A 26,191-nucleotide genomic window follows, 5' to 3' on the forward strand; every position below is an offset into this window, starting at 1 on the left:
GCTTCGCACTGCGTCTCATGCAACACCTCCTCGATCAAAGGTGTTGCGACGACCGGTTGAATGCGCCCTGCATCTCGGAATATCTTTCATGCGCTGACGGAAGGCGAGTATCTGAGTGCTTCGTCCATTCAGGAAGCAACGAAGCATCTACAGGAAGGCTGCATGTATGCGAGCCGAATGGGGGCGCCATTGATGATTGCCAATGAAACTCGAACTATTCTCGAACAGATGCAAAGCCGGTATAGCTCGGCAAAGCACATCGACGAACTGGCGATCCTCTACCCTGCGCTGGCTCGGCTGGGTGCGTGATGGTGTCAAGGCGCAACGGCCGTTGTAAAATTCCTAGACTTCGGCCCCCATCGATCGAAATCGAACCGTCATCTGCAACGATGGTGCGCGGCTGGAATGGAACGATCAGGGTGAGTTCAGCCGAGTGCCACGATAGGTTGGGGGCGGTAGCGGCCATTCTGATAATAAGGATCACAAAATCGAATAGCGGTTTTGCAGACCACCTACATACAGCTTTCTGGCGATTTCGAGCAGCTTCTCGCGGCACACATCGAAGGCACCGAGTATCGAGCGTTCGTCATTGCCCACGCCAGGCTGCAGATTTTCAGCATCGCATCGTCGACCACGAAGGTGATTTCCCGGGAGTTGTCGTATCCCCAGAAGCTTACGCAGTGACGGCCCGCATCATAGCTGCGACTAGGGTTGGGAAATTGGAGCGCCACGATCAGCTTTTCTCGTTTGTGACCGAATAACGCCACTTGCTGGCGTTTGAATCGATGGAGGCGTAGCTCAGACGTCTCTTGTCAGCGCGCAGAGCGTCCGCCGTTTCGAGTCGTTGAGCAGCGGTCTTGCGCTCGATGGCGTATTCGCTCGGGGCGCCAGTCGGTCTGGAAGCAGGTTTGATGGGTGATTGCATGATTGCTCTCGCAGCAGTAGGTAGCGTAAGGCGACCGGTCAAACCACTGTACACCCTTTGTACAATACCGGTGTTCTTTCTTTGCAGAACGTCCATGGGTTTGGCTCGCCGCCTCTTTGAATGTGTGCCTCGGGCTAACTTTCAGATAAGGTCGCGACCAACACAGATAAGTCCAGCAACAGCGTATGCGATCCTGCATCCAGCGGCACCCGGACGCCTTCCCCGTTGCAGTCAACAGGCTCGCCGTCGAGCACGGCATGCATCGGGCCGCAGCGCGAGATTGATGCGACGCAAATCTCATACCGCGTCGAATGCATGTCAACGGTTGCCGTGAAGCCGGGCCACGCATCCGGAATACAAGGGTTCATCACCAGCCAATCGCCTTCCCGCCTGATTCCCAGAATGCCCTCCACACCGGCGCGGTACATCCATCCCGCCGACCCCGTGTACCAGGTCCAGCCGCCGCGGCCGACATGAGGCGCCACCGAATATACGTCGGCTGCAATGACATAGGGCTCGACCTTGTAGCGATCGACCTCGACCGGCGTGCGCGCATGGTTGACCGGATTGAGCAGCGCAAACAGTTCAGCTGCGCGGTTGCCGTCGCCGAGTTTCACGTACGCCAGAATCGCCCACATCGCCGCATGGCTGTACTGACCGCCGTTCTCGCGTAGCCCCGGCGGATAGCCCTTGATATAGCCCGGATCGCGCGACGTGCGATCGAACGGCGGCGTGAACAGCAGCGCCATCCCGTCGTCGCGGTGGATCAGATGCTTCTCCAGCGAAACCATGGCCAGCGCGGCACGCGCCGGGTCCGCGGCACCCGACAGCACTGCCCATGACTGAGCGATCGAATCGATCCGGCATTCCTCGTTCGTGTGTGAGCCTAACCATGTGCCGTCGTCGAATGTCGCACGGCGATACCACTCGCCGTCCCATGCGTCGCGCTCCAGCGCAATGCGCACCGACGTTGCATGCGCGCGCCAGCGTGCGGCACGCTGTGCGTCGCGCGCTTCGGCGAGCGGAGCGAACAGCTCGACGGTGCGCAGCAGCAGCCAGCCGAGCCAGACGCTTTCCCCGCTGCCTTGCGCACCGACCCGATTCATCCCGTCGTTCCAGTCGCCGGTGCCGATCAGCGGTAAGCCATGCACGCCGGTCAACGCGATACATTGATCGAGGCCGCGGGCGCAATGCTCGAACAGCGACGCGGATTCGTCCGCGATCATCGGCTGGAAGAACGCATCGTGCTCGCCGGGCCGCAATAGCGGCCCATCGAGGAACGATACGTTTTCGTCCAACACGGCGGCGTCGCCGCTGCAACCAATGTACGTCGCGGCGGCGAATGCCAGCCAGACACGGTCGTCGGAGATCCGGGTGCGCACCCCTTGCCCGGAGTGCGGCAACCACCAGTGCTGAAAATCGCCTTCGACGAACTGCCGTGACGCCGCGCGCAGCAGATGCCGCCGCGTTTCGTCGGGCTGCACGTGCGTGAGCGCCATGCCGTCCTGCAACTGGTCGCGGAACCCGTATGCGCCGCTGGCCTGATAGAACGCCGAGCGCGCCTCGATACGACACGCGAGCGTCTGATACAGCAGCCAGCCGTTCAGCATCAGGTCCATCGCGCGGTCGGGCGTTTTCACCTGAATGGCACCGAGCACGTTCTGCCAGTGCTGCGTCACGTCCGCGAGCACGGCGTCGAGATTGGCGCGGCGATAGCGCTGGATCAACGCTCGCGCCTCGTCGGCGGACGCACATTGACCGACGAACGCGACCACCTCGACCGTCTCGTTCGCGCCCAGTTCGATGAAGCCCTGCAAGGCCGCACACGGGTCGAGCCCCGCGCCGATTGCGCCGGACAGCGGTACGTCACCCGTCAGCCCGAGCGGCGCGGCGGCGTCGCCGTGACGGCCGAGGAATTCGGTGCGATCCGCAGTCCATGCCGTTTGCCGGCCACCGAGGTCGGCGAACGCGATGCGCGTGCCGAATGCCATGCTCCACGGATTGCGCGCGAACATCGCGCCGGTGACCGGATCGATTTCCGTTACGACGAACGGCCCCGACGCACCGCGGGATGTACCAAGCACCCATTCCATCCACGCCGTCACCGATAAGCGCCGTGCGATACCGGACGTATTGTGCAGCGTGAGTCGGGAAATTTTCAACGGATCGGCGAGCGGCACGTATTGCAGCAATTCGAGCGCAACGCCGTGCGCTTCGTGTTCGAAGCGGCTGTAGCCATGGCCATGACGCGCGATATAGGTCCCGCCGTCGCGGATCGGTAGCGCGGTGGCGCCCCAGACGTCTCCGGTCATTTCATCGCGGACGTAGAGCGCTTCGCCGGCGGGATTCTCGACAGGATCGTTCGACCACGGTGTGAGCTGGTTCTCGCGGCTGTTTTCAGCCCACGTATAGCCAGTGCCTTCCGCCGCAACCTGAAAGCCAAAATCCCGATTGGCGATCACGTTGATCCACGGTGCCGGTGTTGCGGCGCCCGCAGTCAGCACGGTCACGTATTCGCGGCCGTTCTTGTCGAAACCACCGAGGCCGTTGAAAAACTCGAGCACGGCCGTGATCGGGAGAGAGGTCCCGGATGCATCGAGCGGGGTGGCCCATGGCGACAACATCGGCCGGCTTTGCCGGCGCGGCTCGGGCGCCTCGTTCTCGGCATACGGCATGCGTGCGAGCTGTGTCGCGACGGACCCGTGCCGGGCGATCAGGGCGACCCGCGCGGCAGATTGCAGCAACGCACGCGTATCCATGCTCATCAGATCGGCGCGCAGCGTGTAGACCGTTCCTTGCGCCAGCTCTTCGCCAAAGCGGGGGCGTGTCTGGCTGCTGCGCACAGCGGTCTCGATTGTCGTCTGCAATCCCTGGATATACGACGAGGCCCGTTCATTGATGATCACGAGATCGACGGCGAGCCGCTTCATTCGCCAGTATTCGTGTGCTTTCAATAACTGCCGGACCTGGGCGATATCTTCGACGTCTCCGATGCGTAGCAACACGATCGGCAGGTCGCCCGATATCGCGTGCGGCCACAGGCCCGACTGCGTGCCGGCCCCGCGCACGATCGCCTCGGACGGCGCCCTGAAGCGTGGGTCGGCGTACAGGATAGGTGCGGCGAGCCGCTGAAAATCCGCGGCTTCTTCGGCTTTGACGTCGAGGTAGCGCAACTGCACCTGAGCCTGGGTCCACGCGAGTGTCTTCGCGCGATCGAACGCGTTGCGATCATGGTGCTTGTCGATCAGGTCGAGCAACTGTGCGCGCGACTCGGCCACCACGGTCCAGAAGGTTACGCGCGCCACCTTGCCCGGTGGCACCCGTACGCGATAGCGTAGCGCAAAGACCGGGTCAAGCACGGTGCCGGTGGTATTGCCCAGCGGCCTGCCGTTGACGATGGATGCGGCGTTGCCCACACTGCGGCCACGGCCGAGAAAGCGCATGCGGTCGGTTTCGTATTGCGGTTCGGCGATGATCTCGCCTTCGACGACCGCAAAATGCGCGGCCCAGATCTGTGGGTCGTCGTGCGAGCGCGGGCGGCGCGTCGCCACCAGTGCGCCGAATTCCGCGAGTTGCTCCGTCTGCACGAACATCCGGGAAAAGACCGGATGCGCGTTGTCGGCGGCCTGGGTCGTCAGCGCGAATTCGGCATACGACGTGAGTTCGATTTCTCGCGCACTGCGGCCGCTGTTCGTCAGTGATACGCGGCGGACTTCGCCGTCCGCCTCGCCGGACACGAGCACGTCCATTGTGGTGGTGAGCGAGCCGTCGCGGCGGGTAAATTCGACGCGATCCTCGCCAAACACCACGTCGCCGGACTCGACTTCGCCGGTGAACGGCTGCGCTCCCGCGGACCAGACATGGTCGCGTAGCGTATCCCGCAGGAAGATAAATGAGCCCCAGTTATCGCGGGTCGTGTCTTCGCGCCAGCGCGTGATCGCCAGATCGCGCCAGCGGCTGTAGCCTGCGCCGGTCGCGGTCAACATCACCGCGTACCGGCCGTTGGACAGCAAATGCGTGATGGGGGCCCGCGTGGCGGATGTCTGCTCGACGACACGGCGCACGATGCGCGGCGCCGTACCAGCGTCGGTCGCCGATATGTTCACTTCTTCGGCACGCGGGTGCGCGACGGCCACATCGCGCGGCATGCGTTCCTGCAACAGCAACTCGCTTGCCTGAATCATCGGCTCACGATGAAAACGCGTCCGCATCTGCGCGTTGAGCAAGGTGTTGGCGATCGCCACGATCGTCATGCCCTGGTGATGAGCCATGAAGTTACGCACGATAGCGAAGTGCTCGCCGTCGGGCAGGCGGCTGCGGGTGAAGTCAAGCGCCTCGTAGAAACCATAGCGTCCCAATGCACCGAGCGCGGCGAGTTGAGCGTAGTTTTCGCAGGCTGCCTGTGGTGCGACCATTGTCGCGAGGCCAGTAGCGTAAGGCGCGATCACGCGGTTTTCGGAGAGGCCGCGCTTGAGGCCAAGGCCCGGCACGCCGAAGTTCGAATACTGGTAGGTGAATTCCATGTCGCGCGCGTTATAGGCGGACTCCGAGATGCCCCAAGGAATGCCGAGCGCGCACCCATACGAGCGTTGTCGTTCCACGATCAGCGTGCTCGTCTGTTCGAGCAGGCTGCCGACCGGCGCGCGCATCACCAGCGACGGCATCAGATACTCGAACATCGATCCCGACCACGAGATCAGCGCGGAGCCAGTGCCGACCGGCGTCGCGGCCCGGCCGAGGCGGAACCAGTGCGCCGTCGTTACGTCACCCTTCGCGATCGCGAACAGGCTCGCGAGTCGCGCTTCGGAGGCCAGCAGATCGTAGCAGCTCGGGTCGAGGCTGTTATCGGCAAGCGAGTAGCCGATCGACAGCAGCTTGCGTTCGGGATCGAGCAGGAACGCGAAGTCCATGCCGAACGCCATCGCACGCGAGGTTTCGGCGAGCGCGGTCAGGCGCCTCCGCAGCGATTGCGGGTCGGCGGTCTGGTCCAACTGGTCGCGGCCGTGTTCTGCCACGTTTTCCACCATGGCCTCGACCCAGAACAGCAGGTCGGCGTAATCGTCGTCGCCGCCGGCGGGCATGATGTCACGCGTGGCGTCCAGCGCTTTCTTCGTGAGGCGCGCAAGCACTGGCGACACGGCTTCGAGCGTCTGCAGTCCGCGCAGCTGGGTGTCGATTTCTTCGAGGATGGCAAGCAACTGCCTGCCGCGTTCGCCGCCGGACGCACGCAATGTATCCAGTGCCGTACGCGCCAGATGCAGGTTGTCGAGCATGCCGGAGCGGGCTCCCGGCGCGAGCGGCGCATCCCGCCATTCCTCGCAGGCATTGGCGAGTGCGATCAAATGACCGGCTAGATTGCCGCTATCGACCGACGAGACATACGCCGGTGCGAGCGCCTGCAGGTCCTGGGTGCGGTACCAATTATAGAAATGCCCCTTGAAGCGCGTCAGCTTTTGCATCGAAGCGAATGCAGCTTCGAGCCGTTCGACGGTTTGCGTCGTACCGGCCCAGCCGAAATCGCGCGCGGCGACGGCCGAAAGCAGATACAGCCCGAGGTTGGTCGGCGACGTACGGTGCGCGACGACCGGCTTTGGGTCTTCCTGAAAATTATCCGGCGGAAGCATGTGTTCTTCCGGGGTCACGAACGTCTCGAAGAAACGCCAGGTATGTCGTGCGATCAAACGCAGGTAGCGTGTGTCCTGCCCGGATGTGGCAAGTCGCCGCGCGGCGGCCGGCGATCGGCTCGACCACAGCGCGAGCGCCGGTGCGGCAAGCCACAACAATGCGATCGGCAGCACCAGCGGCCAACGCGACGGCGCGACGGCGATCGCCCCGGCAGGCAGTGCCAGCGCGAGCGCGGTCGAGCCGGCCATCCGCCGATAGAAGCCACGCAGGTCGAGCCGCGGGTCGCCTTTCGACTGCGCGGCGGTGGTCCATTCGAGCAGATGCCGGTGCGTCACGAACAGCCGTACCAGGGTCCGGATGATCGCATCCCCCATGCGCCACGCGTGGTCGGCGAGAAACGCGGCGGACAGCAGCGTTTGCAGCGCGGCGAGCCGCGCGTCACCGCCCAGCGTACGAACGCGGCTGTGCAGACGAACACCCGTGCGACGCTGCAGGATCGCAAACACGGTCGGCAGGAAGGCAGGAATCGCGAGCACGCATAGCATCCACACCACACCGGCAATCCCGGCGGGCAGTGGCATGAGCCAGCACACCGCAAGCTCGGCGACCATCAGCGGAGCGATCAGCGAGCGGCGCAGATTGTCGAGCATCTTGAGACGGCCGATCAACGGCATCGCCTGACGGTCCCCGCGCCGATGTCCGACGATCCACGGAAGCAACTGCCAGTCGCCGCGCGTCCAGCGATGCTGGCGCTTCGCCATGACGTCGTAGCGAGCCGGCGCTTCTTCGACCACTTCGACATCCGACGCCAGCCCCGCACGCGCAAAGACGCCCTCGAACAGATCGTGACTGAGCAACGCATTCTCGGGCACGCGCCCCTGCAACGCGGCTTCGAATGCATCGACGTCATAGATGCCCTTGCCGGTAAACGAGCCTTCGCCGAACAGATCCTGATAAACGTCAGAGACAGCGGCAGCATAGGGATCCATCCCGCCGGGGCCGGAGAACACGCGCTGATGTAGCGACCCTTCCTGGCCTACCGGCAGCGAAGGCGTCACGCGCGGCTGAAGAATCGCGTAGCCGCCCACGACGCGTTGCTCGACGCTGCTGAATCTCGGCCGGTTCAGCGGATGGGCCATTTTTCCGACCAGGCGCGATGCGGCGTCGCGCGGCAGCCGGGTATCCGCATCGAGCGTGATGACGTAGCGCACATCAGGTGGCACATGCGGCATGCACCCCGCGATCGGCACGAACGTGGTATCGGTCGCACCGCGCAGCAAACGGTTGAGCTCGTGCAGCTTGCCGCGCTTTCGTTCCCAGCCCATCCAGCAGTTTTCGCCGGCATTGAACACGCGCCGGCGGGCCAGCAGCAGGAAACGGTCGCCACCGGGGCCGGGCCCATAGCGGTCGTTCAACGCTTCGATGGCCGCTGCGGCGACGGCGAGCAGCGGCGCATCGCCATCGAGGGTCTCCTGATCAGCGTCGAGCCAGTCGGCCAGCAACGCGAACGACAGATCGCCGCCCGTGCCCGCGAGATGATGGACTTCGAGGCGTTCGACGAGCTCGCTCACATCGGCTTCGCTGGTCAGCAGCATGGGCACTGCCACCAGCGTACGTAGCGACGACGGCACGCCGGCAGTCAACTCGAGCGCGGGCAACGGGGTCGCTCCGGAACTCCAGGTCACCGCGCGATTGACGAGCGCGACCGCGATTTCCGTAGCAGGCAGGAATCCGCATGCAGCGAACAGCACGAGCACCCAGGCATCGTGCCATTGCGGTGCCAGCACGAACACCGCCCACAATGCCATCGCAAGAAGCGTCACAGCGACCACCAGAATCCCACCGGCATAGCCAGCGATGCCAAGGCAGACGCCGAAGCGCGTGAGCCGCAACCGCGTCGGCGGACGAAACCCGATCGCGTTTTCCAGTGCGCCGCGGCCTTCGGCGATCAGGTAATAGCCGGGCTCTGCCGTGCGTTCGTCATGCGCTGGATCGGAGCCGGGCCTAGCGGCCGTGTGCGCCAGCTGCAGCGCGAGGTCGGCGATTTCGAGTTCGGTGAAGGCCGAGCCGCGCGCCAGTTGCTCGATTGCGCTGCGATACCGATTGCGGGTCGTAAAATCCATTGCCGCGAAGGCACTCCCCGCGCGTAGCCGTTCGTCGACGAGGCTCACGCTTTCGATCAGATCGATCCAGCTGATGTCGGAGATCATCCGCATGCTGGTAATCACGTTGCGCACGGTGACGTTGGACGCGCCTTGTCGCTGCTGTGCATGGCGCACCACCTCCTCCACGGACGAGCCCTGCTGTCGGAGCCGCTCTTCCAGCCAGCCGAGCGCGGGTGTCGTGCGGGGATCCTGATCGCGCAGCCGCTTAGCGAGCTGGGCCGCGAACAGTTCCGATAGCAAGCCCGACGAGCGCGTCGAAATATCTGCTTCGAGCGCGGAGCGCGCGCTGCCTGACTCGAGCAGACGGTCGGTCAGTAGGTCGGCATCGGCGCGTGCGGCCCGGCCGGCCGTGATCTGGTCGGCGAGGCGCCGCAGGTTCTCGATCAGCACAATTCGCAGCGTGATCGCGACCGCCCATAGCTCGCCGATTGTCAACGGTTGAACCCGTTGATAGGCATCGATGAAACGCCGCAGGATCTGCGGGTTGAAGTAGCTGTCGGTATGTGCGACGAACGCCCACGCAAGACCAAACACGCGCGGGTAGCCGGCGAACGGACCGATCGCGAGTTTCGGCAACATCCGGTAGTAGCCGGGAGGCAGATCGTCGCGGATCTCGCGGATCTGTTCTTCGACCAGGTGATAGTTGTCGAGCAGCCATTCCGCGGCGGGCACCACGCTACGGCCGCGCTCCAGTTCTCCGGCGCTTGCACGATAGGCGGCGAGCAGGACCGCGGCGTTGTCGTCGAGCCGTGTATGCAGTGACAGCACGGCAGGCGGCTGGTCTGTCACCGGCTGTGCGGCAGCGAGACTTTGCGCGTGCTGCTCGAGTCGTTCGATCCCGAACAATTCATCTCGCACCGGTTTGATGTCGGTCCATGGCGGCGCCCGTGGACGCAATAGCGCGGCAAAGTGGTGGAGTGTTTTCATGAGCGTCCGTCCTGCGGCGTCGATAGTGTCAATAGACGAGGCGGACGGTTCGCGCGCGCGATACTTTCGAAGGCCGTGCCGCGCGCCATCTTCGGGGCGGTGCACGGTTTGTCGGGTTGATACATGATGGGTTCTTCCTGTGACAGCCGGACGAGACGCCGCGCGTACGGACTGAGGTGGCGCTCGTCCTGTGCGGTTGAACACGCAAACCGATGCAAATGGACGGAACGAAAAAAGCGGGTGTGTACCGCCGGTAAATGTGCATGTGGCCGGCGCCATCGATGGCAGCCGTGGCGAAACAGGACTCGGTCGAACGTTCACGGCCATCGCCTTGATCCGCCGGTGTGACGGAGATATGCCGGTGCCGCGGCACGAACCGCGTATGAGGGTGCCGTGCGAGGACTTTGGGACGGGCGGAGGTCACTAGTGCCGGATTGATGACGCGCGTGTGCAGATCATCGACGAACTGCGCAATTCATTCCGGAGCGGGGAATGTGCGGGGCTTTGCTGTTGCCAATCCGTAGACGCTGCGACAAGCGTGGGGGGATGACGCAACAGAGAGGCAGACCGCAGTCTGCGTGATTGGTTGCTGTTATTTCTTCCTTGCGGACTCTCTGGATGAGGCGGGCTTTGGCACTGCCGCCGACAACGTACCTGCCACGGGGGCCGGCAATTTCTTCGGTTGCTTAGGCTTTTTCGCTTCCCGGTTGCCGCGCATTTGACCCTTTGCCATCGTATTTCTCCAATTTCGCTGGCCGCAGACGCGACCATCGTGCCACGCAGTTTGGGCGCTTTTGATGATGCTGTCGCGATCTATTTTCGGGGGTACCCATGCAGGCCCTCCAGACGGGCGATTTTGGAAAGACGGCCGATGTCCATTATCGCGGCTAACGGAATTGCTGCCTTTCCCGCTCAAGAGGGTATACAGTGGGCTCATCAGGATCCGATGCGGTATTGCAAGCGCGTGTTGCGTGCGCCACCGCTTCTGACCAGCGCGTCGTCAAACATCTCGGCTCCCACTCGACACGCTACGCCTGTATCTTCAGGTCTACCCCTTTGACGACCTTGCCGATATCAGCCGTTACTTCATCCAGCTTCGCCGCGCCGCGAACCGTGCATGTGCCTTCGTCAGCCTTCGGAAAGAAGATGGATACCGGTGCGGACATGCGCCGCTCTGCGAACTGCGTGGTTGACCTCACACGCACCGGCACTTTCGGGAAATGCAATTCGGAAAAATCTGCGTCGCCCTGCATTGCCTGTTCCGGAGTACAGTGGTCGCCACCCCTGTGGAGTGACCAACATGTCGACACCCGCGTTTCTTCTCTACCAGGGGTACGAACTTCACCCTCGTGTTTTTCCTCGCAGGTTCAATCGCTTTGACGGACATTCCCGTTACGCCGAAGGGTATGACATTGCGGTGCGGATACGTCGTCCGGCCTCGATAGCAACCGGTGATTCCAAATGTTGACCTCCTACGTGCGCATCCGAAAATGTCGCGGTTGACGATGCAGGATGTTCATTAGTGTGCGCGTATTTGGATCGATTTTGCGGAATCAACGTTCACGGGGCTGAAGGACGACGATTTTGTGCCGAAGGATCATCCGTTGCGTCCGATTTGCGCGTGGCTCAATGACGCGCTTAAACGCATAGACGAGGTTTTCGCGCGGATGTGCGAGGCTGACGTGAAAGGAGGTCGGCCGAGCATCGCGCGGGAGAACCTGGTGCGAGCTCTTTTGCTGCAGGTGCTGTACCCGGTTCGTAGCGAGCGCATGCGGGTGGAACAGATTTCCTACAACATGCTGGTTCGTCGGCCTACCGATGGACAGCACGATATGGGAGCACTCGACGTTCAGCAAGAACCGCGACCGTTTACTTCAACGCGGTGTGATGGTGTTGCTCTTCAACGAGACAGCCGAAACCGCACGCGTGGACATCTATCTTGGGAGCCCTTTAGCGTCGCCGGTACATTGATTCAGGCACGGGCTGGGCATAAGAGCTTTGTGCCGAAGGCACGTCCGGACGAAAAAGGCACGCCTCCTTCCGAACCGGCCTCCAGCATCCGTCGTAACGCATCTGAGCACATCACCGACGGATAATTCAACGGCTTGCCAGGTCTTCCCTGCCACCACGCACGCTGTCGTCGTCGCAATGTCCCCGCATGATCCGGCCCTATGACGGACTTTATTCTCCCATGACGGACTTTATTACTTAGGATCACCGACCTCGAAGTGACCGGTCCCGAATCACCCTTTTACTTGACATCTAAACTATTTACACCTAAATTTCCCCCATCGACACGCGAGGAGCGACCATGCGCATCGTCTGCATCGGGGGTGGGCCCGCCGGCCTCTACTTCGGCTTATTGATGAAACTGCGCCATCCGGCGCACGAAGTCTCCGTCATCGAGCGAAACCGCCCCTACGACACGTTCGGCTGGGGCGTCGTCTTCTCCGATCAAACGCTGGAAAACCTGCGCGCCGCCGATGCGCCGAGCGCCGAGATGATTCTCGATGCGTTCAATCACTGGGACGACATCGACGTCCATTTCCGCGGCAGCACGATCCGCTCGTCGGGCCACGGCTTCTGCGGCATCGGCCGCAAACGTCTGCTCAATATCCTTCAAGCGCGCTGCGAGGCGCTCGGCGTAAAGCTCGTCTTCGAAACCAACGTCACGAACGACGAAGACTACGACGCCGATCTGATCATCGCCTGCGACGGCGCGAACAGCCCCATTCGTCAAAAGTACGCCGATACCTATCGCCCTGACGTCGACATGCGAGACTGCCGCTTCGTCTGGCTCGGCACGCACAAACTCTTCGATGCGTTCACGTTCGCCTTCGAAAAGACCGAATGGGGCTGGTTTCAAGCGCACGCCTATCGCTTCGATGAGGACACCTCCACCTTCATCGTCGAGGCCCCCGAGCGCGTCTGGCGTGCCGCCGGCCTCGACGACATGAGCAAGGAAGACAGCATCGCGTTTTGCGAGCGGCTGTTCGCCAAGTATCTCGACGGGTATCCGCTGATGTCCAACGCCGCCCATCTGCGCGGCTCGGCACAATGGATTCGCTTCCCGCGCGTCGTCAACCAGCAGTGGGTGCACTATCGGCCGCGCGCCAATGGGGAAAGCACACCCATCGTACTCATGGGCGATGCGGCACATACCGCTCACTTCTCCATCGGCTCGGGCACGAAGCTCGCGCTAGAGGACGCGATTGCGCTCGCCGACAGCATCGATGCGCATCCGCACGATCTGCGCGCGGCGCTGACGCATTACACGGAAACGCGCAGCGTCGACGTGCTCCGCATTCAAAACGCCGCGCGCAATTCGACGGAATGGTTCGAGCACGTCGATCGCTACGCTTCGTTCGAACCCGAGCAGTTCGCCTACTCTCTGCTCACGCGCTCGCAGCGGATCTCCCATGAGAACCTGCGCGAGCGCGACGCACACTACGTCCGCTCGTTCGAGCAATGGCTCGCCGAAAAGGCTGGCGCGCAGCGCGTCACCGACGATCGTCACTCGATCCCGCCGATGTTCACGCCTTTCTCCATCCGCGGCGTCACGCTGAAGAACCGCGTGGTCGTCTCCCCGATGGCGCAATACTCGGCCGTCGACGGCACCGTGGGCGACTACCATCTGACGCACCTCGGCGCCCGTGCGATGGGCGGCGCAGGGCTCGTCATGACGGAAATGACCTGCGTATCGCCGGAGGCACGCATCACGCCCGGGTGCCCCGGCATGTACGATGCCGAACATCTGCAGGCCTGGCGCCGCATCGTTCAGTTCGTCCACGGTATGAGCGACGCGAAGATCGGCATGCAACTGGGGCACGCCGGCGCAAAGGCATCCACGCGCGTGAGCTGGGAGGGGATCGATCAGCCGCTGCCCGAAGGCAATTGGCCGATCGTTTCGGCGTCGCCGCAGCAATACCTCAAAGGCGTGAGCCAATGGTCGCATGCCGCCACGCACGACGATCTGCGCGAGATCGAAGCGCAATTCGTGCGCGCGACGCAAATGGCCGACGAGGCGGGTTTCGACTGGCTCGAGTTGCACTGCGCACACGGCTACTTTCTCTCGAGCTTCATTTCCCCGCTCACGAACCAGCGCACCGACGAATATGGCGGCAGCCTGGAAAATCGCCTGCGCTATCCGTTGGAAGTCTTCGCAGCGATACGCAGGGTTTGGCCGCAAGGCAAACCGATTTCGGTCCGCATCTCCGCTCACGATTGGGTCGACGGCGGCACGACGCCCGACGATGCCGTCGAAATCGCACGCGCCTTCAAGACGGCAGGCGCCGACATGATCGATGTTTCGTCCGGTCAGGTCAGCAAAGCGGAAAGGCCCGTCTACGGCCGCATGTTCCAAACGCCGTTCGCCGACCGTATTCGGAACGAGGCCGGTATTTCGGCGATCGCCGTCGGCGCCATCTCCGAGGCGGATCACGTGAACAGCATCATCGCTGCCGGCCGTGCCGATCTTTGCGCCGTGGCGCGCCCGCATTTGGCAAATCCGGCGTGGACGCTGACCGAAGCCGCGAAGATCGGCTACTTCGACGTTACGTGGCCTAAGCAATACATGGCCGGTAAAACCCAACTCGAACGCAATCTCGAACGCGAACGTGCCACGCATATCGCAGGAGCCGCGCGATGAACGCCCGAACGAACGCACTCGACGGCAAGCACGCCGTCGTCACCGGCGGAGGCAGCGGGATCGGCGCAGCTATCGCTCATGCGCTAGCCGGCGCCGGCGCGCGCGTCACGCTCATCGGCCGCGACGCCGAGAAGCTCGAAGCGCAGCGTCAGGCGCTTGGCACGGCGCAGCCCACGCATTGCGAGGCGGCCGACGTGACCCGGCCCGAAGCAGTCGAGCGCGCGTTCGCTTCCGCGACGGCGACATTGGGCCCCGTCGACATTCTCGTCAACAACGCAGGCCAAGCCCAAGCAGCCCCGTTCGGCAAAACCGATCTCGGTCTCTGGCAACGGATGCTCGACGTCAATTTGACCGGCACGTTCCTTTGCACGCAAGCCGCCTTGCCGGCGATGATCGAGCGCGGCTTCGGCCGCATCGTCAACGTTGCCAGCACGGCGGGCCAAATCGGCTACCCCTACGTCGCGGCTTACTGCGCCGCCAAGCATGGCGTCATCGGTCTCACGCGTTCGCTAGCGCTCGAAATCGCGACGACGGGCGTGACGGTCAACGCGGTCTGCCCCGGCTACACGGAAACACCGCTGCTGCAAGAATCGCTCGATCAGGTCATCGCAAAGACGGGCCGCACCGCGAGCGACGCACGCGCGGCCCTGCAACGTGCCAACCCACAACGACGCTTCATCGAGCCCGATGAAGTTGCCCATGCCGTGCTGTGGCTCCTCATGCCCGAGTCACGCTCGATCACGGGCCAGTCGATTTCGATCTCCGGTGGAGAAGTGATGTGAGCGACACCCTTCGCACTTCCGCAAAAAGAAAGGCCGCACCGCGTGAGCCGCGCGCCGAAAACGTCGTCGACCTCGAAATGAGCACCGGCGCCGATAGCCATATGAGCCTGCGGCTATGGCTGCGCCTATTGACGACGACGAACCTCGTGCAAGCCGAGTTGCGCCGGCGGCTGCGCGCCGAATTCGATACCACGTTGCCCCGCTTCGACTTCATGGCGCAACTCGAGCGTCATCCCGAAGGACTGAAGATGAGCGAGATCTCGCGCCGGCTCATGGTGACGGGCGGCAATGTCACCGGGCTGACTGATCAGCTCGAAAAGGAAGGCCTCGTCGCGCGCGACGCCGATCCTAATGATCGCCGCGCGTTCACGGTACGGCTCACGCCGGCCGGCCGCACGCTGTTCGACAAGATGGCGCAGGCGCACGAACGTTGGGTCGTGGAATTGTTCGGCGGCCTGTCCATCGACGACAAATCGAAAATGCATCAACGCCTCGGCAAGCTCAAGGAACATTTGCGCGACAGTGTCAAAAGCCCGAGTTGAATAGGAGAACGAAACCATGACGGATGCAGCTATGGGCGCCGATGCCTTGCGTGCGGGCAATCGCACGACGCTGGCCTCGTATTCGGCCCACCACTTCGGATGGCAGCTCGAGCAAGGCGTGGCCACCATCACGTTGGATCGCCCGGAACGCAAGAATCCGTTGACGTTCGATTCGTATGCCGAGTTGCGCGACTTGTTCCGGCAACTCGCCTATGCCACCGACGTCAAAGCCGTCGTCATTCACGGTGCGGGCGAGAACTTCTGCTCGGGCGGCGACGTGCACGAGATCATCGGCCCGCTCGTCGGGCTGCCGATGCCTGAGCTGCTGATGTTCACGCGCATGACGGGCGATCTCGTCAAGGCCATGCGCCACTGCCCGCAGCCGATCGTGGCGGCAGTCGACGGCGTATGTGCCGGCGCCGGCGCGATCATCGCGATGGCCGCCGACATAAGGCTCGCCACCGCACGCAGCAAGCTCGCGTTTCTCTTCACGCGCGTGGGCCTGGCCGGCTGCGACATGGGCGCCTGCTCGATTCTGCCGCGCATCATCGGCCAAGGACGCGCCTCCGAATTGCTGTTCACGGGCCGCGCCGCGAGTGGCGAAGAGGGCTTCTCCTGGGGCTTCTACAACCGCCTATGCGAGCCCGAGCGTCTGCTGGCCGATGCGAACGAGCTCGCGCGAACCATCGCCGCGGGACCGACGTTCGCTCATGGCGTGACGAAGACGATGCTGCATCAGGAATGGAGCATGAGCGTCGACGAGGCCATCGAATCGGAGGCGCAAGCTCAGGCCATCTGCATGGCGACGCGCGACTTCGAGCGCGCGTATCAGGCCTTCGCGGCCAAGACGCGACCCGTGTTCGAAGGAAACTGAGATGGCCCCAGCACAACGATCCGACATGCTGGACTGGCCGTTCTTCGAGGAACGGCATCGCGCCTTGGCGCTCGAGCTCGATGCGTGGTGCGATGAACATCGAGCCGCGTTCGAACACGCCGAGCCGATCGTATCGGGCCCACAGGGGCGGGCCCGCGTCGACGAAGCCTGCCGCCACCTCGTGCGTGCGCTCGGAGACGGCGGTTGGCTGCGCTATGGCGTCGGCGGCGCAGCCTATGGCGGCCACGGCGACACGATCGACACGCGTGCCGTCTGCCTCTTGCGCGAGACGCTTGCCGCGCGCTCCGGCTTGGCCGATTTCGCCTTGGCCATGCAAGGTCTCGGCTCGGGCGCGATCTCGCTGGCCGGCACCGACGAGCAAAAGCGCCGATATTTGCCGCGCGTCGCAAGCGGGCACGCCATCGCAGCGTTTGCTTTGTCGGAGCCCGAGGCCGGCTCGGACGTCGCCGCGCTGTCGCTCGCCGCGCGCGAAGACGGCGACGCCTATGTGCTCGACGGCGAAAAGACTTGGATTTCGAACGGCGGCATCGCCGACTTCTACGTCGTCTTCGCGCGCACGGGCGAAGCGCCGGGCGCACGCGGCATCAGTGCGTTCCTCGTCGATGCCGATACGCCCGGATTCACGATCGCCGAACGCATCGACGTCATCGCCCCGCATCCGCTCGCGCGCCTCCGGTTCGACGGCGCCCGCGTGCCGAAGTCGCAAATGCTCGGCGCGCCGGGCGAAGGCTTCAAGCTCGCGATGCGCACACTCGATATCTTCCGCACGTCGGTCGCCGCCGCATCGCTCGGCTTCGCGCGGCATGCGCTCGAAGAGGCGCTCACCCGCGCATCGTCGCGCCGCATGTTCGGCCAAACGCTCGGCGATTTTCAGTTGACGCAGGCGAAGCTCGCCGACATGGCACTGACGATCGATTCGGCCGCCCTGCTCGTTTACCGCGCGGCGTGGATGCGCGATCAGGGCAAGCGCGTCACGCGCGAAGCGGCCATGGCCAAGTGGCATGCGAGCGAAGGCGCACAGCGCGTCATCGATGCGGCCGTGCAGCTCTGGGGCGGTCAAGGCGTATGCAACGGCACGCCTGTCGAAATGCTGTATCGCGAGATTCGCGCACTGCGCATCTATGAAGGCGCGACCGAAGTGCAGCAATTGATCGTCGGCCGCGATCTGCTCAAAGCGCATCAAGAAGCGGGGAGCGCTCGATGACCGAGAACGCGCCGATCGTATTCGAGCGCCCCGTGCGCATTCGGTTCGCCCATTGCGATCCCGCCGGCATCGTGTTCTTTCCGCAGTATCTCGTGCTCACGAATGCGCTCGTCGAAGACTGGTTCACCGACGCGCTCGGTATCGACTATGCCGAGATGATCGGCACGCGCCGCGTTGGCCTGCCCATCGTCAAGCTGGACTGCGAGTTTTCGCGGCCGAGCAAGATGGGCGAGACGATCTCGTTGGCCTTGTCGCTGCTGGACGTGAGCAGCCGCTCGATCCGGATTCGCATCGTCGGCCGCGGGCACGACGGCGTGCGCTTCGCCACAACGCAAGTGCTCGTCACCACGTCGCTCGAGACGGGGGGGTCGATCAGCATTCCCGATGACATCCGCGCGGCGCTTTCCCGGGCCGCCGCCTCTCCCTATACGACCGAACACAAGGGCACCTCATGAAACGTCCGCTTTTGCCGGCCGGCTGGCCGAAGCCGCGCGGTTACGCCAACGGCGTCGCCGCACACGGCACACAGATTTTCGTCGCCGGCCAGATCGGCTGGGACGAAGAGGGGCAATTCCGCTCCGACGGATTCGCCGATCAAGCACGCCAGGCACTCGCGAACATCGTCGCCGTGTTGAAGGAGGCCGGCGCCCGGCCCGAGCACATCGTGCGCATGACCTGGTACGTGACCGACAAGCGCGAGTACCTCGCCGCAGGGCGCGATGTCGGCCAGGCATTCCGCGAATTGATCGGCGATTACGACATCGCCATGAGCGCCGTGCAAGTCGCCGCGCTGATCGAAGATCGAGCGAAAGTTGAAATCGAAGCCACTGCCGTGATTCCCGACTGACCCGGAGCGAGCCATGGAACCGTCTGCCCATGTCGATACGTTTGCAAGAGACAATCTACCGCCGCAAGATCAATGGCCCGTCTTGCTGCTCGATCATCCTGAAGTCGCCTATCCCAGGCGTTTCAACTGCGCGACGGAGCTGCTCGACGGCACGATCGCGGCCGGCCACGGCGATCGCGTAGCGATCTGGTCGGAGGTGAACGATGCGCCGCACGGTACGACGTACCGCGCATTGCGCGAGATGGTCGATCGCTGGGCGCACGTGCTCGTGCAAGACATGGGCCTCGTGCCCGGCAATCGCGTTCTGCTGCGCGGGCCGAATACCTTGCAGATGGCGGCTGCGTTCCTCGCCAGCTTGAAGGCTGGGCTCGTCGTCGTGCCGACGATGCCGCTCTTGCGCGCTAAGGAGTTGAAGCAGATCATCGAGAAAGCGCAGGTTCGCGCGGCGCTGTGCGATGCGCGGCTCGTCGACGAGCTGAACCGATGCCGCGATCAGGAGAGCGAATTCTTCTGCGCCGGGCTGGGCGACGTGCAGGTCTTTCATAGCGACGCGCCCGATTCGATGGAATCGTTGGCCGTGGGGAAGCCGGCGCAGTTCGTCGCATGCGACACGGCGGCCGACGATGTCTGTCTGATCGCATTCACGAGCGGCACGACGGGCGCGCCTAAGGGCTGCATGCACTTTCATCGCGACGTGCTCGCGATGTGCGATCTGTTTCCGCGTCATGTGCTGAAGCCGACCGCAGCCGATGTGTTTTGCGGCACGCCGCCGCTCGCGTTCACGTTCGGGCTCGGCGGGTTGCTCTGCTTCCCGATGCGCGTGGGCGCATCGACGGTTCTCATCGAAAAGTTGACACCGGAAACGCTGCTGCGCACGGTCGAGCGCTTTCATGCGACGACGATGTTCACGGCGCCGACGTTCTATCGTCAAATGGCGCCGCTCGTGCCGCAATTCGATATCGGTACGCTTCGCAACACCGTATCCGCCGGCGAGGCGCTGCCCGATTCGACGCGCGAACTGTGGCGCAGCGCGACCGGGATCGAAATGATCGATGGGATCGGCGGCACCGAGATGATTCACATCTTCATCGCATCCGCAGGCGCGGACGTTCGCCCTCATGCCATCGGCAAGGCCGTTCCCGGGTACGTGATCGCCGTGGTGGATGACGACATGCGGCCCGTGCCCGCGGGCACGGTCGGCAAGCTCGCCGTTCGCGGGCCGACGGGATGCAAGTATCTGGCCGATGATCGACAGAAGAAGTTCGTGCGCGAGGGATGGAATCTGCCGGGCGATGCCGTCTATGTCGATGCGGATGGATACGTCTTCTATCAGGCACGTGCCGACGACATGATCGTCTCCGCCGGCTACAACATCTCGGGGCCGGAAGTCGAAAGCGTTTTGATGCAGCATGAAGCCGTCGCCGAATGCGGCGTCATCGGCGTGCCGGACGAGGAACGCGGGCAGGTGGTCAAGGCGTTCGTCGTCGTGAAGCCCGGGTACGTGGCCGACGATGCGCTCGTCGCGCAATTGCAGGCGTACGTGAAGCAGACCGTCGCACCATACAAATATCCGCGCCTGATTCAGTTCATCGAAGCGCTACCGAGAACGGAAACGGGCAAGCTGAAGCGGTTCGCGCTTAAGGCGATGTGACGCCACCGATCCTCAACTCCCCCGCAACGCCGTGGCAATCGGCTGACGTGCCGCGCGCACTGCCGGCAGCAGCCCGCCGAGCATCCCGATCGTGCAGGCGACGAACACGCCCGTGACGAGCAGCGAAGCCGTCACGGTCAAATGAAATACCACCTGCGAGAATCCCGCCCCAAGCGTATTGACCGTATTGCCATCGAAGAACGCCCAAGCCGCGGCCGATCCGATTACGCTGCCGACGATCGCCAGCAACAGCGATTCCACGAGCACCGAGATCACGATCGGCGCCCCACCGAAGCCGATCGCCCGCAGCGTGGCAATTTCGCGCGTGCGCGTCGAAACGGCGGTGTACATCGTATTGAGCGCACCGAAGCAAGCGCCGAGCGCCATGATGCCGCCGACGAAATACGCCAATAGATCGAGCAGCTTCGAAAGATTGCGCGATTGGGCCGCGTAATAGTCCGCCTCTCGCTGCACGCCAACTTTCAGCGAAGGATCCGTCGTCAACGCATCCTTGAAACGATCGAAGGCCGAGGCCGAATCGAGCATCACCGTCACCGACTGAAAGCCGTTGCGGCGATAAGCCGACAAAACCGTCTCCACATCGCCTTGCAACTCCGACTCATGCGCATCGCCCCCGCTTTCGAAGATGCCGACGACCGTCCAATCAGAATTGCGAAACGCGATATGGCTGCCGAGATCGAGCCCCTTGAACTGCGCCACGGCCGACTTCCCGACGATCAACTCGCGCACCGCGGGGCGAAACATCCGGCCCGCGATCAGATGCATCTCCGGCCGCAGCTTCATCGCATTCGGACCGACGCCGCGCAGCGTGACGTTGGCATCGGCACCGTCCTTCTTCTGCGGCAGCGAAACGATCACGACCGCGTCGGCAGAAGCGATGGGCCTGCCCGCCTCGTCTTTACGGACGCCGGGCGCGTCCATGATCGTCTGCGCATTCCCGCGATCGATCGTGCTTTCGAGCTCGGCCTGTGAGCCCGCCCGCAGCACGATCGCGCGATCGGCCCGCGCCGTGCCCTTCAGCGTGCGCTGAAACCCCGTCGCCATCGCGAGCACCGACACCATGACGGCCACCGTCACGGCAATCCCGATCACGATGACCCAGGCCGTGCTGATCCGCTGCGGCAAGCTGCGCAGGTTCATCGACGTGACGGCAACGATTTGCTTGATCATGACCGCAGAGCCTCCACGATGACGAGCCGTTTCGCGCGCCAAGCCGGGACGATGCCCGTCGCAACGGCCAGCAGCGCGGACATCAGAACGCCTTCGACGATCACCGTCGCAGGCAGCGAGACGACCCCGAGCGTATTGCGCAGCGCCGGAAACAGCAGATCGGCGAGCCCGAGGCCAAGCAGCGCGGCCACGATGCACAACGTCAGCGATTGGACGAGCACCAGCACGAGCATGCGCGTATCGCTGAAGCCCAACGTCTTGAGCACGGCCAGTTCGGGCACTTGCTCGCGCACGGCCTGCATGACGGTGCTGCCGACCGCGAACAGCAACGCAAAGAACACCGCAAACAAGATGTAAGTCACGATCAGATTGATATCGCCGATCTGCTTCATGAACGACTGCTGAAATTCCTTCTCCGTTTGCGTCTTCGTCTCGTCGGGCGAATTGGCGAAATGCCGATCGATCTCCTGCGCTACCTGCGCCGATTGCGAGGGGTCCTTCACGACGACGATGTACCAGCCCACCGTGCCCTTCGCGAAGCTGCGCGCCTCGTCGAAATATTTGTAGTTGAAGAACATGGCATCTTCGCGCGAGCGATCGGCCGGGTCTTCATAAAGCCCGACGATGGTGAAGTCCCAATCGGAATTGCCGTCTGCCGCCTTCACCCAGATCGTCGAATGCAGCGGAATGTGATCGCCGATTTTCCAGCCGTATTTCTTTGCGAGGCCCGCGCCGACGACCGCCCCGTCACGCGTGTTTTCGAGCGCGGTCAACTGATCTTTCGGCACTTGGTACTCGGGATGCGCGGGAAACTCGCGTTCGGGCTCCACGGGAAAGGCCGCCACGAAGTTCTTCGGGTCCTGGTAATACGGCCCGAACCACGATTCGTGCGACACGCGCTCGACGCCCGGCAACGCCTCGATCTGCTGCATGTAGGCGTAAGGCAGGCTTTCCGTGATCGAAATCTTGTTCGTGACCACGAGGCGATTGACGTTCGAGCGCGCGATCGTTTCCTTGAACGCGGAATTCACGCCTTGCAGCATGCCGAACAGCAAGAACGCGATCAGGATCGAAAGCAGCGTCAGCGACGTGCGCACCTTTTTGCGCCAAAGCATCGCCCATATCAACGGGATGAATTTCATCGCATCACGCCTCGGTCCGTTGCCGCTCTTCGACGAACCGGCCTTTGTCGAGGTGCAGCGTATGCGTCGCGTAATCGGCGGCCTTTTGATCGTGCGTCACCATGACGACCGTCTTGCCGTAGTCGCGGTTCAACACTTGCAGCAAATGGAGAATCTCGTCGGCCGTGGTGCGGTCGAGATCGCCCGTGGGCTCGTCGCACACGAGCAGCTTCGGATCGGAAACGAGCGCCCGAGCAATCGCCACGCGCTGTGCCTGCCCGCCCGAGAGCTCCGAAGGCTTGTGCTTGGCGCGGTCCTCCAAGCCGACGATGGCCAACGCCACGCGCACGCGTTTCATGCGCTCGCTCTTGCCGAGCGACGTAAGCAGGAGCGGCAACTCCACGTTGCGCTCCGCGCTCAGCATCGGCATCAAGTTGTAGAACTGGAAGACGAAGCCGACGTTGTTCGAGCGCCAGCGCGCCAGTGCGCCGCCCTTCAATTGGTCGATCCGTTCTCCGGCCACGACCAGCTCGCCGCTCGTCGGATGATCGATTCCGCCGATCAGATTGAGTACCGTCGTCTTACCCGATCCCGAGGGGCCCATCAGCGCGACGAAATCGCCCTCGGCCACGTCCAGGTCGAGATGATGCAGTACTTCCACCGTCTGCTTGCCGCGCGTGTAAGTCTTCACGACGTTCTTGAGAGACACCATGGCAGTCATTTGCATCGCTCCTCGTTCGATCTGGGCGCCGTGCCGGTCACGGCCGCTACATCGTCGGCCGATGAGAATCTCGTGCCGAGACTTCAGCGATCAGTATCGTGTATTGAGTGTTCAATGTTCGACGACCTTCACGCGCGCGCCGTCGGAAAGCTTCGTCAAATCGCCGACTGCAACGTGCTCGCCCGGCGAAACTCCGGCAATCACAGTCTGCGCGTCCGTGCCGCGCGCACCAAGCTTGACCACGCGCCGCTCGACCGTGTCGTCGTGCAGCACATAGACTACGCCCGTCGCCGCATCGCTCGCCGCCTGCACGGCAGCCAACGGAAGCGTGACGCCGCTCGTGGGCGCCGCGCCGTTCGCGTCCTTCTGCGGGCGGCTCAGAAACGAGACGCGCGCGCCCATCTCGGGCAGGATGCGCGGATCGCGCGATTTGAAGCCCACGCGCACTTTGACCGTCGCCTTGCTGCGATCGGCAGTCGGCACGACCGCGATGACATAGGCGGGGATCGACCAGTCCGGATACGCGTTGAGCTTCAGCGTCGCAGGCTCGCCGGCCTGCACTCGGCTGATGAAGTTCTCGCTGACGTCCACCTCGACCTCGAGCGAATCCATGTCGACGAGCGTGCAAATGCCGCTGCGCGTGAAGCCGCCGCCCGCCGACAGCGGCGATACGATTTCGCCGGGCTGCGCATTCTTGCTCGTCACGACGCCCGTGAACGGCGCGCGCACGATCGTATCGTCGAGATCGCGCTGCGCGACTTCGAGCGCCGCGCGGCGCACGGCCAGGTTGCCCTGCGCCACGGCCACGTCCGTCTGCTTCGCGTCGTAGTTCGCGCGGCTCTGCTCGAGCGCGGTCGCGCTGATGACGCCCGCGGCGGCGAGCTTGCGGTCGCGTTCGTAGATCGGCGTGATGTCGGCGGCAGCAGCCTTCGCCTGCAACACCGTGCTTTCGGCTTGCGTCACGCCGGCTTTCGCCTGCAGCAGCGCGGCCGATGCGTTGCGCTCGTCGAGCTTGGCAACGACGTCGCCTGCCTTGACGTGCACGCCTTCTTCGATGAACAGCTGATCGAGCTTACCCGTGATCTTCGCGGAGACCGTGGCTTGACGACGCGCGACGACGTAACCGGACGCATCGAGAATCGACGCCGCGCCTTCCCCTCCGGCGCCCGTCGCGACCGGCTTGGCCACTGCGGCTTGCACCACCGGCGCCGCGGTATGCAGCACGAGAAATGCGCCGACCCCGAGCGCAATCAAGAGCGCAAGCAGCGCCGCGAACCACCACCACCGGCGCGAAGACGCCGTTTGCGCGGGCCGCTCGTCGCGTTCGATTCGCAACTGCCGCAACAAATCCGATTTGTCCGTCATCTAATGGATTTCCTTCCAATCGCCGCCCAATGCAAGGAACAGCGCAGCCGTATCTTGGTAGCGCGCCGCGAGCGCCTGAACGTAGGCGATGCGCGCGCGCTGGTACTGCTGTTGCGCGACGAGCAAGTCGAGGTGATTCGCACCGCCGAGACCGAAACGCTGCTCGATCAAATGCAGGCTGTCCGCTGCCGCCGCTTGCGCGCGATACTGCGCGGCCAGCGTTTGCGCGTCGGTGTCGAGCGCGCGCAAGGCATCCGAAACGTTCTTGAAGGCCAGCAACACGGTTTGCCGGTACTGTGCGAGCGATTGGTCGTATTGCGCAACGGCGGCGCGACGTTTGGCGCTCAACGCACCGCCCTGGAACAGCGGCTGCGTGATGTTGCCGGCCAACGAAAAGACGTTGCTCGTGAAGAGCGACCGGAATGAGGTGGCCGAATCGCCGTAGTTACCGGTCAAGCCGATCTGCGGCAGCATGTTCGCCGTGGCAACGCCGATCTGGGCGCTCGCTTGATGAAGCTGCGCCTCGGCCCGCCTTACATCGGGCCGCTGACGCACGATCTCGGACGGCATCATGACCGGGATGTCGAGAGGCAGTTGCAGCGAAGCCAGATCGAATTGCGCATCGCCGTATTCGCTCGGCGCCTTGCCGAGATAGACGGCCAGTTGGCTGCGCGCGGCCGCAAGCTGCTGCGAAAGCGGCGGCAGCGTGGCCTGCACCGAAGCCAGATTCGACTGTGCCGACAATAAATCGGAACGCGCGGTACCGCCGAGCTCGAAATCTTGCCGAGTCAAATCGACCTCGTGCTGGGCCGAGGCGACGAGCTCGCGCGTCGCCTCCATCTGCGCGCGCAGCGAGGCTTCGAGCACGGCCACCGTGACGACGTTGGCGGCGAGCGTTTGATAAGTCGCCTGCAACTCCTCGCGCTGCGCATCGCGCCCCGCTTCCTGCGCCTCGATACCGCGCCGCACGCCGCCGAACACGTCGAAGTTATAAGACAAGTTCACCGACGCGTTGTAGAGCGTGAACAAAAAGCTGCCGGCTTGCGGAAAGCCTTCCTGCGCGCCGTTCAACTTTTCCCGCGTCACGCCGACGGTACCGCCAATGGATGGAAACAACGCCCCGCGCTGCGCGTTGACTTGCTCCTGCGCCACGCGCAGCGCCGCTTGAGCAGAGGCGATCGTCGGACTATTGGCGAATGACTCCGAAACGAGCCGATCGAGCCGCTCGGATCCGTAAGCCGTCCACCACTGCGACGGCAGTTGGGCAGCTGGATCGAACCGCTGCGCGGCTCCGCCGGCTACGGGTGTGGCTTGCGTCTCGGCCGGCAGCGATTCGGGCGTGACGCGTTTCGCAGCCGGCGCCGGGGGCGGCTTGAAATCGGGCCCCACGGCGCAGCCGCCACATGCTAGCAGCGCCGCAAGCGAAAGGATGGTTGCCGCAACGCCCGAGCGCAGCCCAGTCGAGCCGTTTGCAGGCGTCAATCGGCGTAGTTGGCCGCGCTTATTGTTTTCCATGTGGAATGGGGCAATTCGGCATTCTTCCCCCTCGATTCGTCAGCAAGGGAAAGATAAAGCTGGCTAT

General features: G+C 63.5%; 17 protein-coding genes and 2 pseudogenes. 10 read left to right on the top strand and 9 right to left on the bottom strand.

Annotated features, from left to right (window positions below; translation table 11 throughout):
- Positions 1 to 60: 60 nt before the first annotated feature.
- Positions 61 to 309 (top strand): hypothetical protein, encoded by a 249-nt coding sequence (locus tag ACTHNZ_RS06335; protein WP_440541642.1) that lies wholly within the window; start codon positions 61 to 63, stop codon positions 307 to 309.
- Between the two features lie 171 nt (positions 310 to 480).
- On the opposite strand, the pseudogene ACTHNZ_RS06340 reads toward ACTHNZ_RS06335, so the two are convergent.
- From ACTHNZ_RS06340 to ACTHNZ_RS06355, 4 genes and pseudogenes are all read right to left on the bottom strand, one after another.
- Positions 481 to 731, bottom strand: a pseudogene (locus tag ACTHNZ_RS06340) (DUF1488 domain-containing protein).
- A gap of 2 nt (positions 732 to 733) precedes the next feature.
- Entirely contained in the window at positions 734 to 925 is a 192-nt protein-coding gene (locus ACTHNZ_RS06345) for a hypothetical protein (protein WP_440541643.1), read from the bottom strand.
- Positions 926 to 1,059: 134 nt separating this feature from the next.
- Positions 1,060 to 9,642 carry a GH36-type glycosyl hydrolase domain-containing protein gene (locus ACTHNZ_RS06350; RefSeq protein WP_440541644.1) on the bottom strand — a complete coding sequence of 2,861 codons (8,583 nt, stop codon included), beginning with the start codon at positions 9,640 to 9,642 and terminating at the stop codon, positions 1,060 to 1,062.
- Positions 9,643 to 10,670: 1,028 nt separating this feature from the next.
- Positions 10,671 to 10,895: a hypothetical protein gene (locus ACTHNZ_RS06355; RefSeq protein WP_440541645.1), complete on the bottom strand. Its 225-nt coding sequence runs from the start codon at positions 10,893 to 10,895 to the stop codon at positions 10,671 to 10,673.
- 279 nt (positions 10,896 to 11,174) lie between these two features.
- Here ACTHNZ_RS06355 and ACTHNZ_RS06360 point away from each other — a divergent pair.
- The 9 genes and pseudogenes from ACTHNZ_RS06360 to ACTHNZ_RS06400 form a co-directional block, all read left to right on the top strand.
- A pseudogene (locus tag ACTHNZ_RS06360) lies at positions 11,175 to 11,678 on the top strand (transposase); the annotation flags it as partial.
- Positions 11,679 to 11,953: 275 nt separating this feature from the next.
- On the top strand, positions 11,954 to 14,290 hold the full coding sequence (locus ACTHNZ_RS06365; RefSeq protein WP_440541646.1) for a bifunctional salicylyl-CoA 5-hydroxylase/oxidoreductase: 2,337 nt from the start codon (positions 11,954 to 11,956) through the stop codon (positions 14,288 to 14,290).
- The gene (locus ACTHNZ_RS06370) at positions 14,287 to 15,072 is read left to right on the top strand and encodes an SDR family NAD(P)-dependent oxidoreductase (protein WP_440541647.1); all 786 of its coding nucleotides are present in this window, start codon (positions 14,287 to 14,289) and stop codon (positions 15,070 to 15,072) included. The genes ACTHNZ_RS06365 and ACTHNZ_RS06370 overlap by 4 nt, the downstream gene beginning before the upstream one ends.
- Positions 15,069 to 15,614, top strand: coding sequence for a MarR family winged helix-turn-helix transcriptional regulator (locus tag ACTHNZ_RS06375; RefSeq protein WP_440541648.1), 546 nt, complete (start codon positions 15,069 to 15,071; stop codon positions 15,612 to 15,614). The genes ACTHNZ_RS06370 and ACTHNZ_RS06375 overlap by 4 nt, the downstream gene beginning before the upstream one ends.
- Positions 15,615 to 15,630: 16 nt before the next feature.
- The gene (locus tag ACTHNZ_RS06380) at positions 15,631 to 16,488 is read left to right on the top strand and encodes an enoyl-CoA hydratase family protein (RefSeq protein ID WP_440541649.1); all 858 of its coding nucleotides are present in this window, start codon (positions 15,631 to 15,633) and stop codon (positions 16,486 to 16,488) included.
- Between the two features lies 1 nt (position 16,489).
- Positions 16,490 to 17,713 (top strand): acyl-CoA dehydrogenase family protein, encoded by a 1,224-nt coding sequence (locus ACTHNZ_RS06385; protein WP_440541650.1) that lies wholly within the window; start codon positions 16,490 to 16,492, stop codon positions 17,711 to 17,713.
- Positions 17,710 to 18,168 carry an acyl-CoA thioesterase gene (locus tag ACTHNZ_RS06390; protein ID WP_440541651.1) on the top strand — a complete coding sequence of 153 codons (459 nt, stop codon included), beginning with the start codon at positions 17,710 to 17,712 and terminating at the stop codon, positions 18,166 to 18,168. The genes ACTHNZ_RS06385 and ACTHNZ_RS06390 overlap by 4 nt, the downstream gene beginning before the upstream one ends.
- Positions 18,165 to 18,560 (top strand): RidA family protein, encoded by a 396-nt coding sequence (locus tag ACTHNZ_RS06395; protein ID WP_440541652.1) that lies wholly within the window; start codon positions 18,165 to 18,167, stop codon positions 18,558 to 18,560. The genes ACTHNZ_RS06390 and ACTHNZ_RS06395 overlap by 4 nt, the downstream gene beginning before the upstream one ends.
- Before the next feature lie 13 nt (positions 18,561 to 18,573).
- Positions 18,574 to 20,211, top strand: coding sequence for an AMP-binding protein (locus ACTHNZ_RS06400; protein WP_440541653.1), 1,638 nt, complete (start codon positions 18,574 to 18,576; stop codon positions 20,209 to 20,211).
- Positions 20,212 to 20,223: 12 nt separating this feature from the next.
- On the opposite strand, the gene ACTHNZ_RS06405 is transcribed toward ACTHNZ_RS06400, so the two are convergent.
- From ACTHNZ_RS06405 to ACTHNZ_RS06425, 5 genes are all read right to left on the bottom strand, one after another.
- Positions 20,224 to 21,402: an ABC transporter permease gene (locus ACTHNZ_RS06405; RefSeq protein ID WP_440541654.1), complete on the bottom strand. Its 1,179-nt coding sequence runs from the start codon at positions 21,400 to 21,402 to the stop codon at positions 20,224 to 20,226.
- On the bottom strand, positions 21,399 to 22,544 hold the full coding sequence (locus ACTHNZ_RS06410; RefSeq protein ID WP_440541655.1) for an ABC transporter permease: 1,146 nt from the start codon (positions 22,542 to 22,544) through the stop codon (positions 21,399 to 21,401). The genes ACTHNZ_RS06405 and ACTHNZ_RS06410 overlap by 4 nt, the downstream gene beginning before the upstream one ends.
- A gap of 4 nt (positions 22,545 to 22,548) precedes the next feature.
- On the bottom strand, positions 22,549 to 23,250 hold the full coding sequence (locus tag ACTHNZ_RS06415) for an ABC transporter ATP-binding protein (RefSeq protein WP_440541656.1): 702 nt from the start codon (positions 23,248 to 23,250) through the stop codon (positions 22,549 to 22,551).
- 105 nt (positions 23,251 to 23,355) lie between these two features.
- Positions 23,356 to 24,609: an efflux RND transporter periplasmic adaptor subunit gene (locus tag ACTHNZ_RS06420; RefSeq protein ID WP_440541657.1), complete on the bottom strand. Its 1,254-nt coding sequence runs from the start codon at positions 24,607 to 24,609 to the stop codon at positions 23,356 to 23,358.
- Positions 24,610 to 26,124, bottom strand: a complete 1,515-nt coding sequence (locus ACTHNZ_RS06425) for an efflux transporter outer membrane subunit (RefSeq protein WP_440541658.1) — start codon at positions 26,122 to 26,124, stop codon at positions 24,610 to 24,612.
- Positions 26,125 to 26,191: the final 67 nt, after the last annotated feature.

The sequence above is a fragment of the Trinickia sp. genome, assembly GCF_051953955.1.
Taxonomy (GTDB): domain Bacteria; phylum Pseudomonadota; class Gammaproteobacteria; order Burkholderiales; family Burkholderiaceae; genus Trinickia.

Coding starts and splice junctions, on each gene's coding strand:
- ACTHNZ_RS06335 (WP_440541642.1), top strand. CDS start 61: ATGCGCCCTGCATCTCGGAATATCTTTCATGCGCTGACGGAAGGCGAG.
- ACTHNZ_RS06345 (WP_440541643.1), bottom strand. CDS start 925: ATGCAATCACCCATCAAACCTGCTTCCAGACCGACTGGCGCCCCGAGC.
- ACTHNZ_RS06350 (WP_440541644.1), bottom strand. CDS start 9,642: ATGAAAACACTCCACCACTTTGCCGCGCTATTGCGTCCACGGGCGCCG.
- ACTHNZ_RS06355 (WP_440541645.1), bottom strand. CDS start 10,895: ATGCAGGGCGACGCAGATTTTTCCGAATTGCATTTCCCGAAAGTGCCG.
- ACTHNZ_RS06365 (WP_440541646.1), top strand. CDS start 11,954: ATGCGCATCGTCTGCATCGGGGGTGGGCCCGCCGGCCTCTACTTCGGC.
- ACTHNZ_RS06370 (WP_440541647.1), top strand. CDS start 14,287: ATGAACGCCCGAACGAACGCACTCGACGGCAAGCACGCCGTCGTCACC.
- ACTHNZ_RS06380 (WP_440541649.1), top strand. CDS start 15,631: ATGACGGATGCAGCTATGGGCGCCGATGCCTTGCGTGCGGGCAATCGC.
- ACTHNZ_RS06385 (WP_440541650.1), top strand. CDS start 16,490: ATGGCCCCAGCACAACGATCCGACATGCTGGACTGGCCGTTCTTCGAG.
- ACTHNZ_RS06390 (WP_440541651.1), top strand. CDS start 17,710: ATGACCGAGAACGCGCCGATCGTATTCGAGCGCCCCGTGCGCATTCGG.
- ACTHNZ_RS06395 (WP_440541652.1), top strand. CDS start 18,165: ATGAAACGTCCGCTTTTGCCGGCCGGCTGGCCGAAGCCGCGCGGTTAC.
- ACTHNZ_RS06400 (WP_440541653.1), top strand. CDS start 18,574: ATGGAACCGTCTGCCCATGTCGATACGTTTGCAAGAGACAATCTACCG.
- ACTHNZ_RS06405 (WP_440541654.1), bottom strand. CDS start 21,402: ATGATCAAGCAAATCGTTGCCGTCACGTCGATGAACCTGCGCAGCTTG.
- ACTHNZ_RS06410 (WP_440541655.1), bottom strand. CDS start 22,544: ATGAAATTCATCCCGTTGATATGGGCGATGCTTTGGCGCAAAAAGGTG.
- ACTHNZ_RS06415 (WP_440541656.1), bottom strand. CDS start 23,250: ATGCAAATGACTGCCATGGTGTCTCTCAAGAACGTCGTGAAGACTTAC.
- ACTHNZ_RS06420 (WP_440541657.1), bottom strand. CDS start 24,609: ATGACGGACAAATCGGATTTGTTGCGGCAGTTGCGAATCGAACGCGAC.
- ACTHNZ_RS06425 (WP_440541658.1), bottom strand. CDS start 26,124: ATGGAAAACAATAAGCGCGGCCAACTACGCCGATTGACGCCTGCAAAC.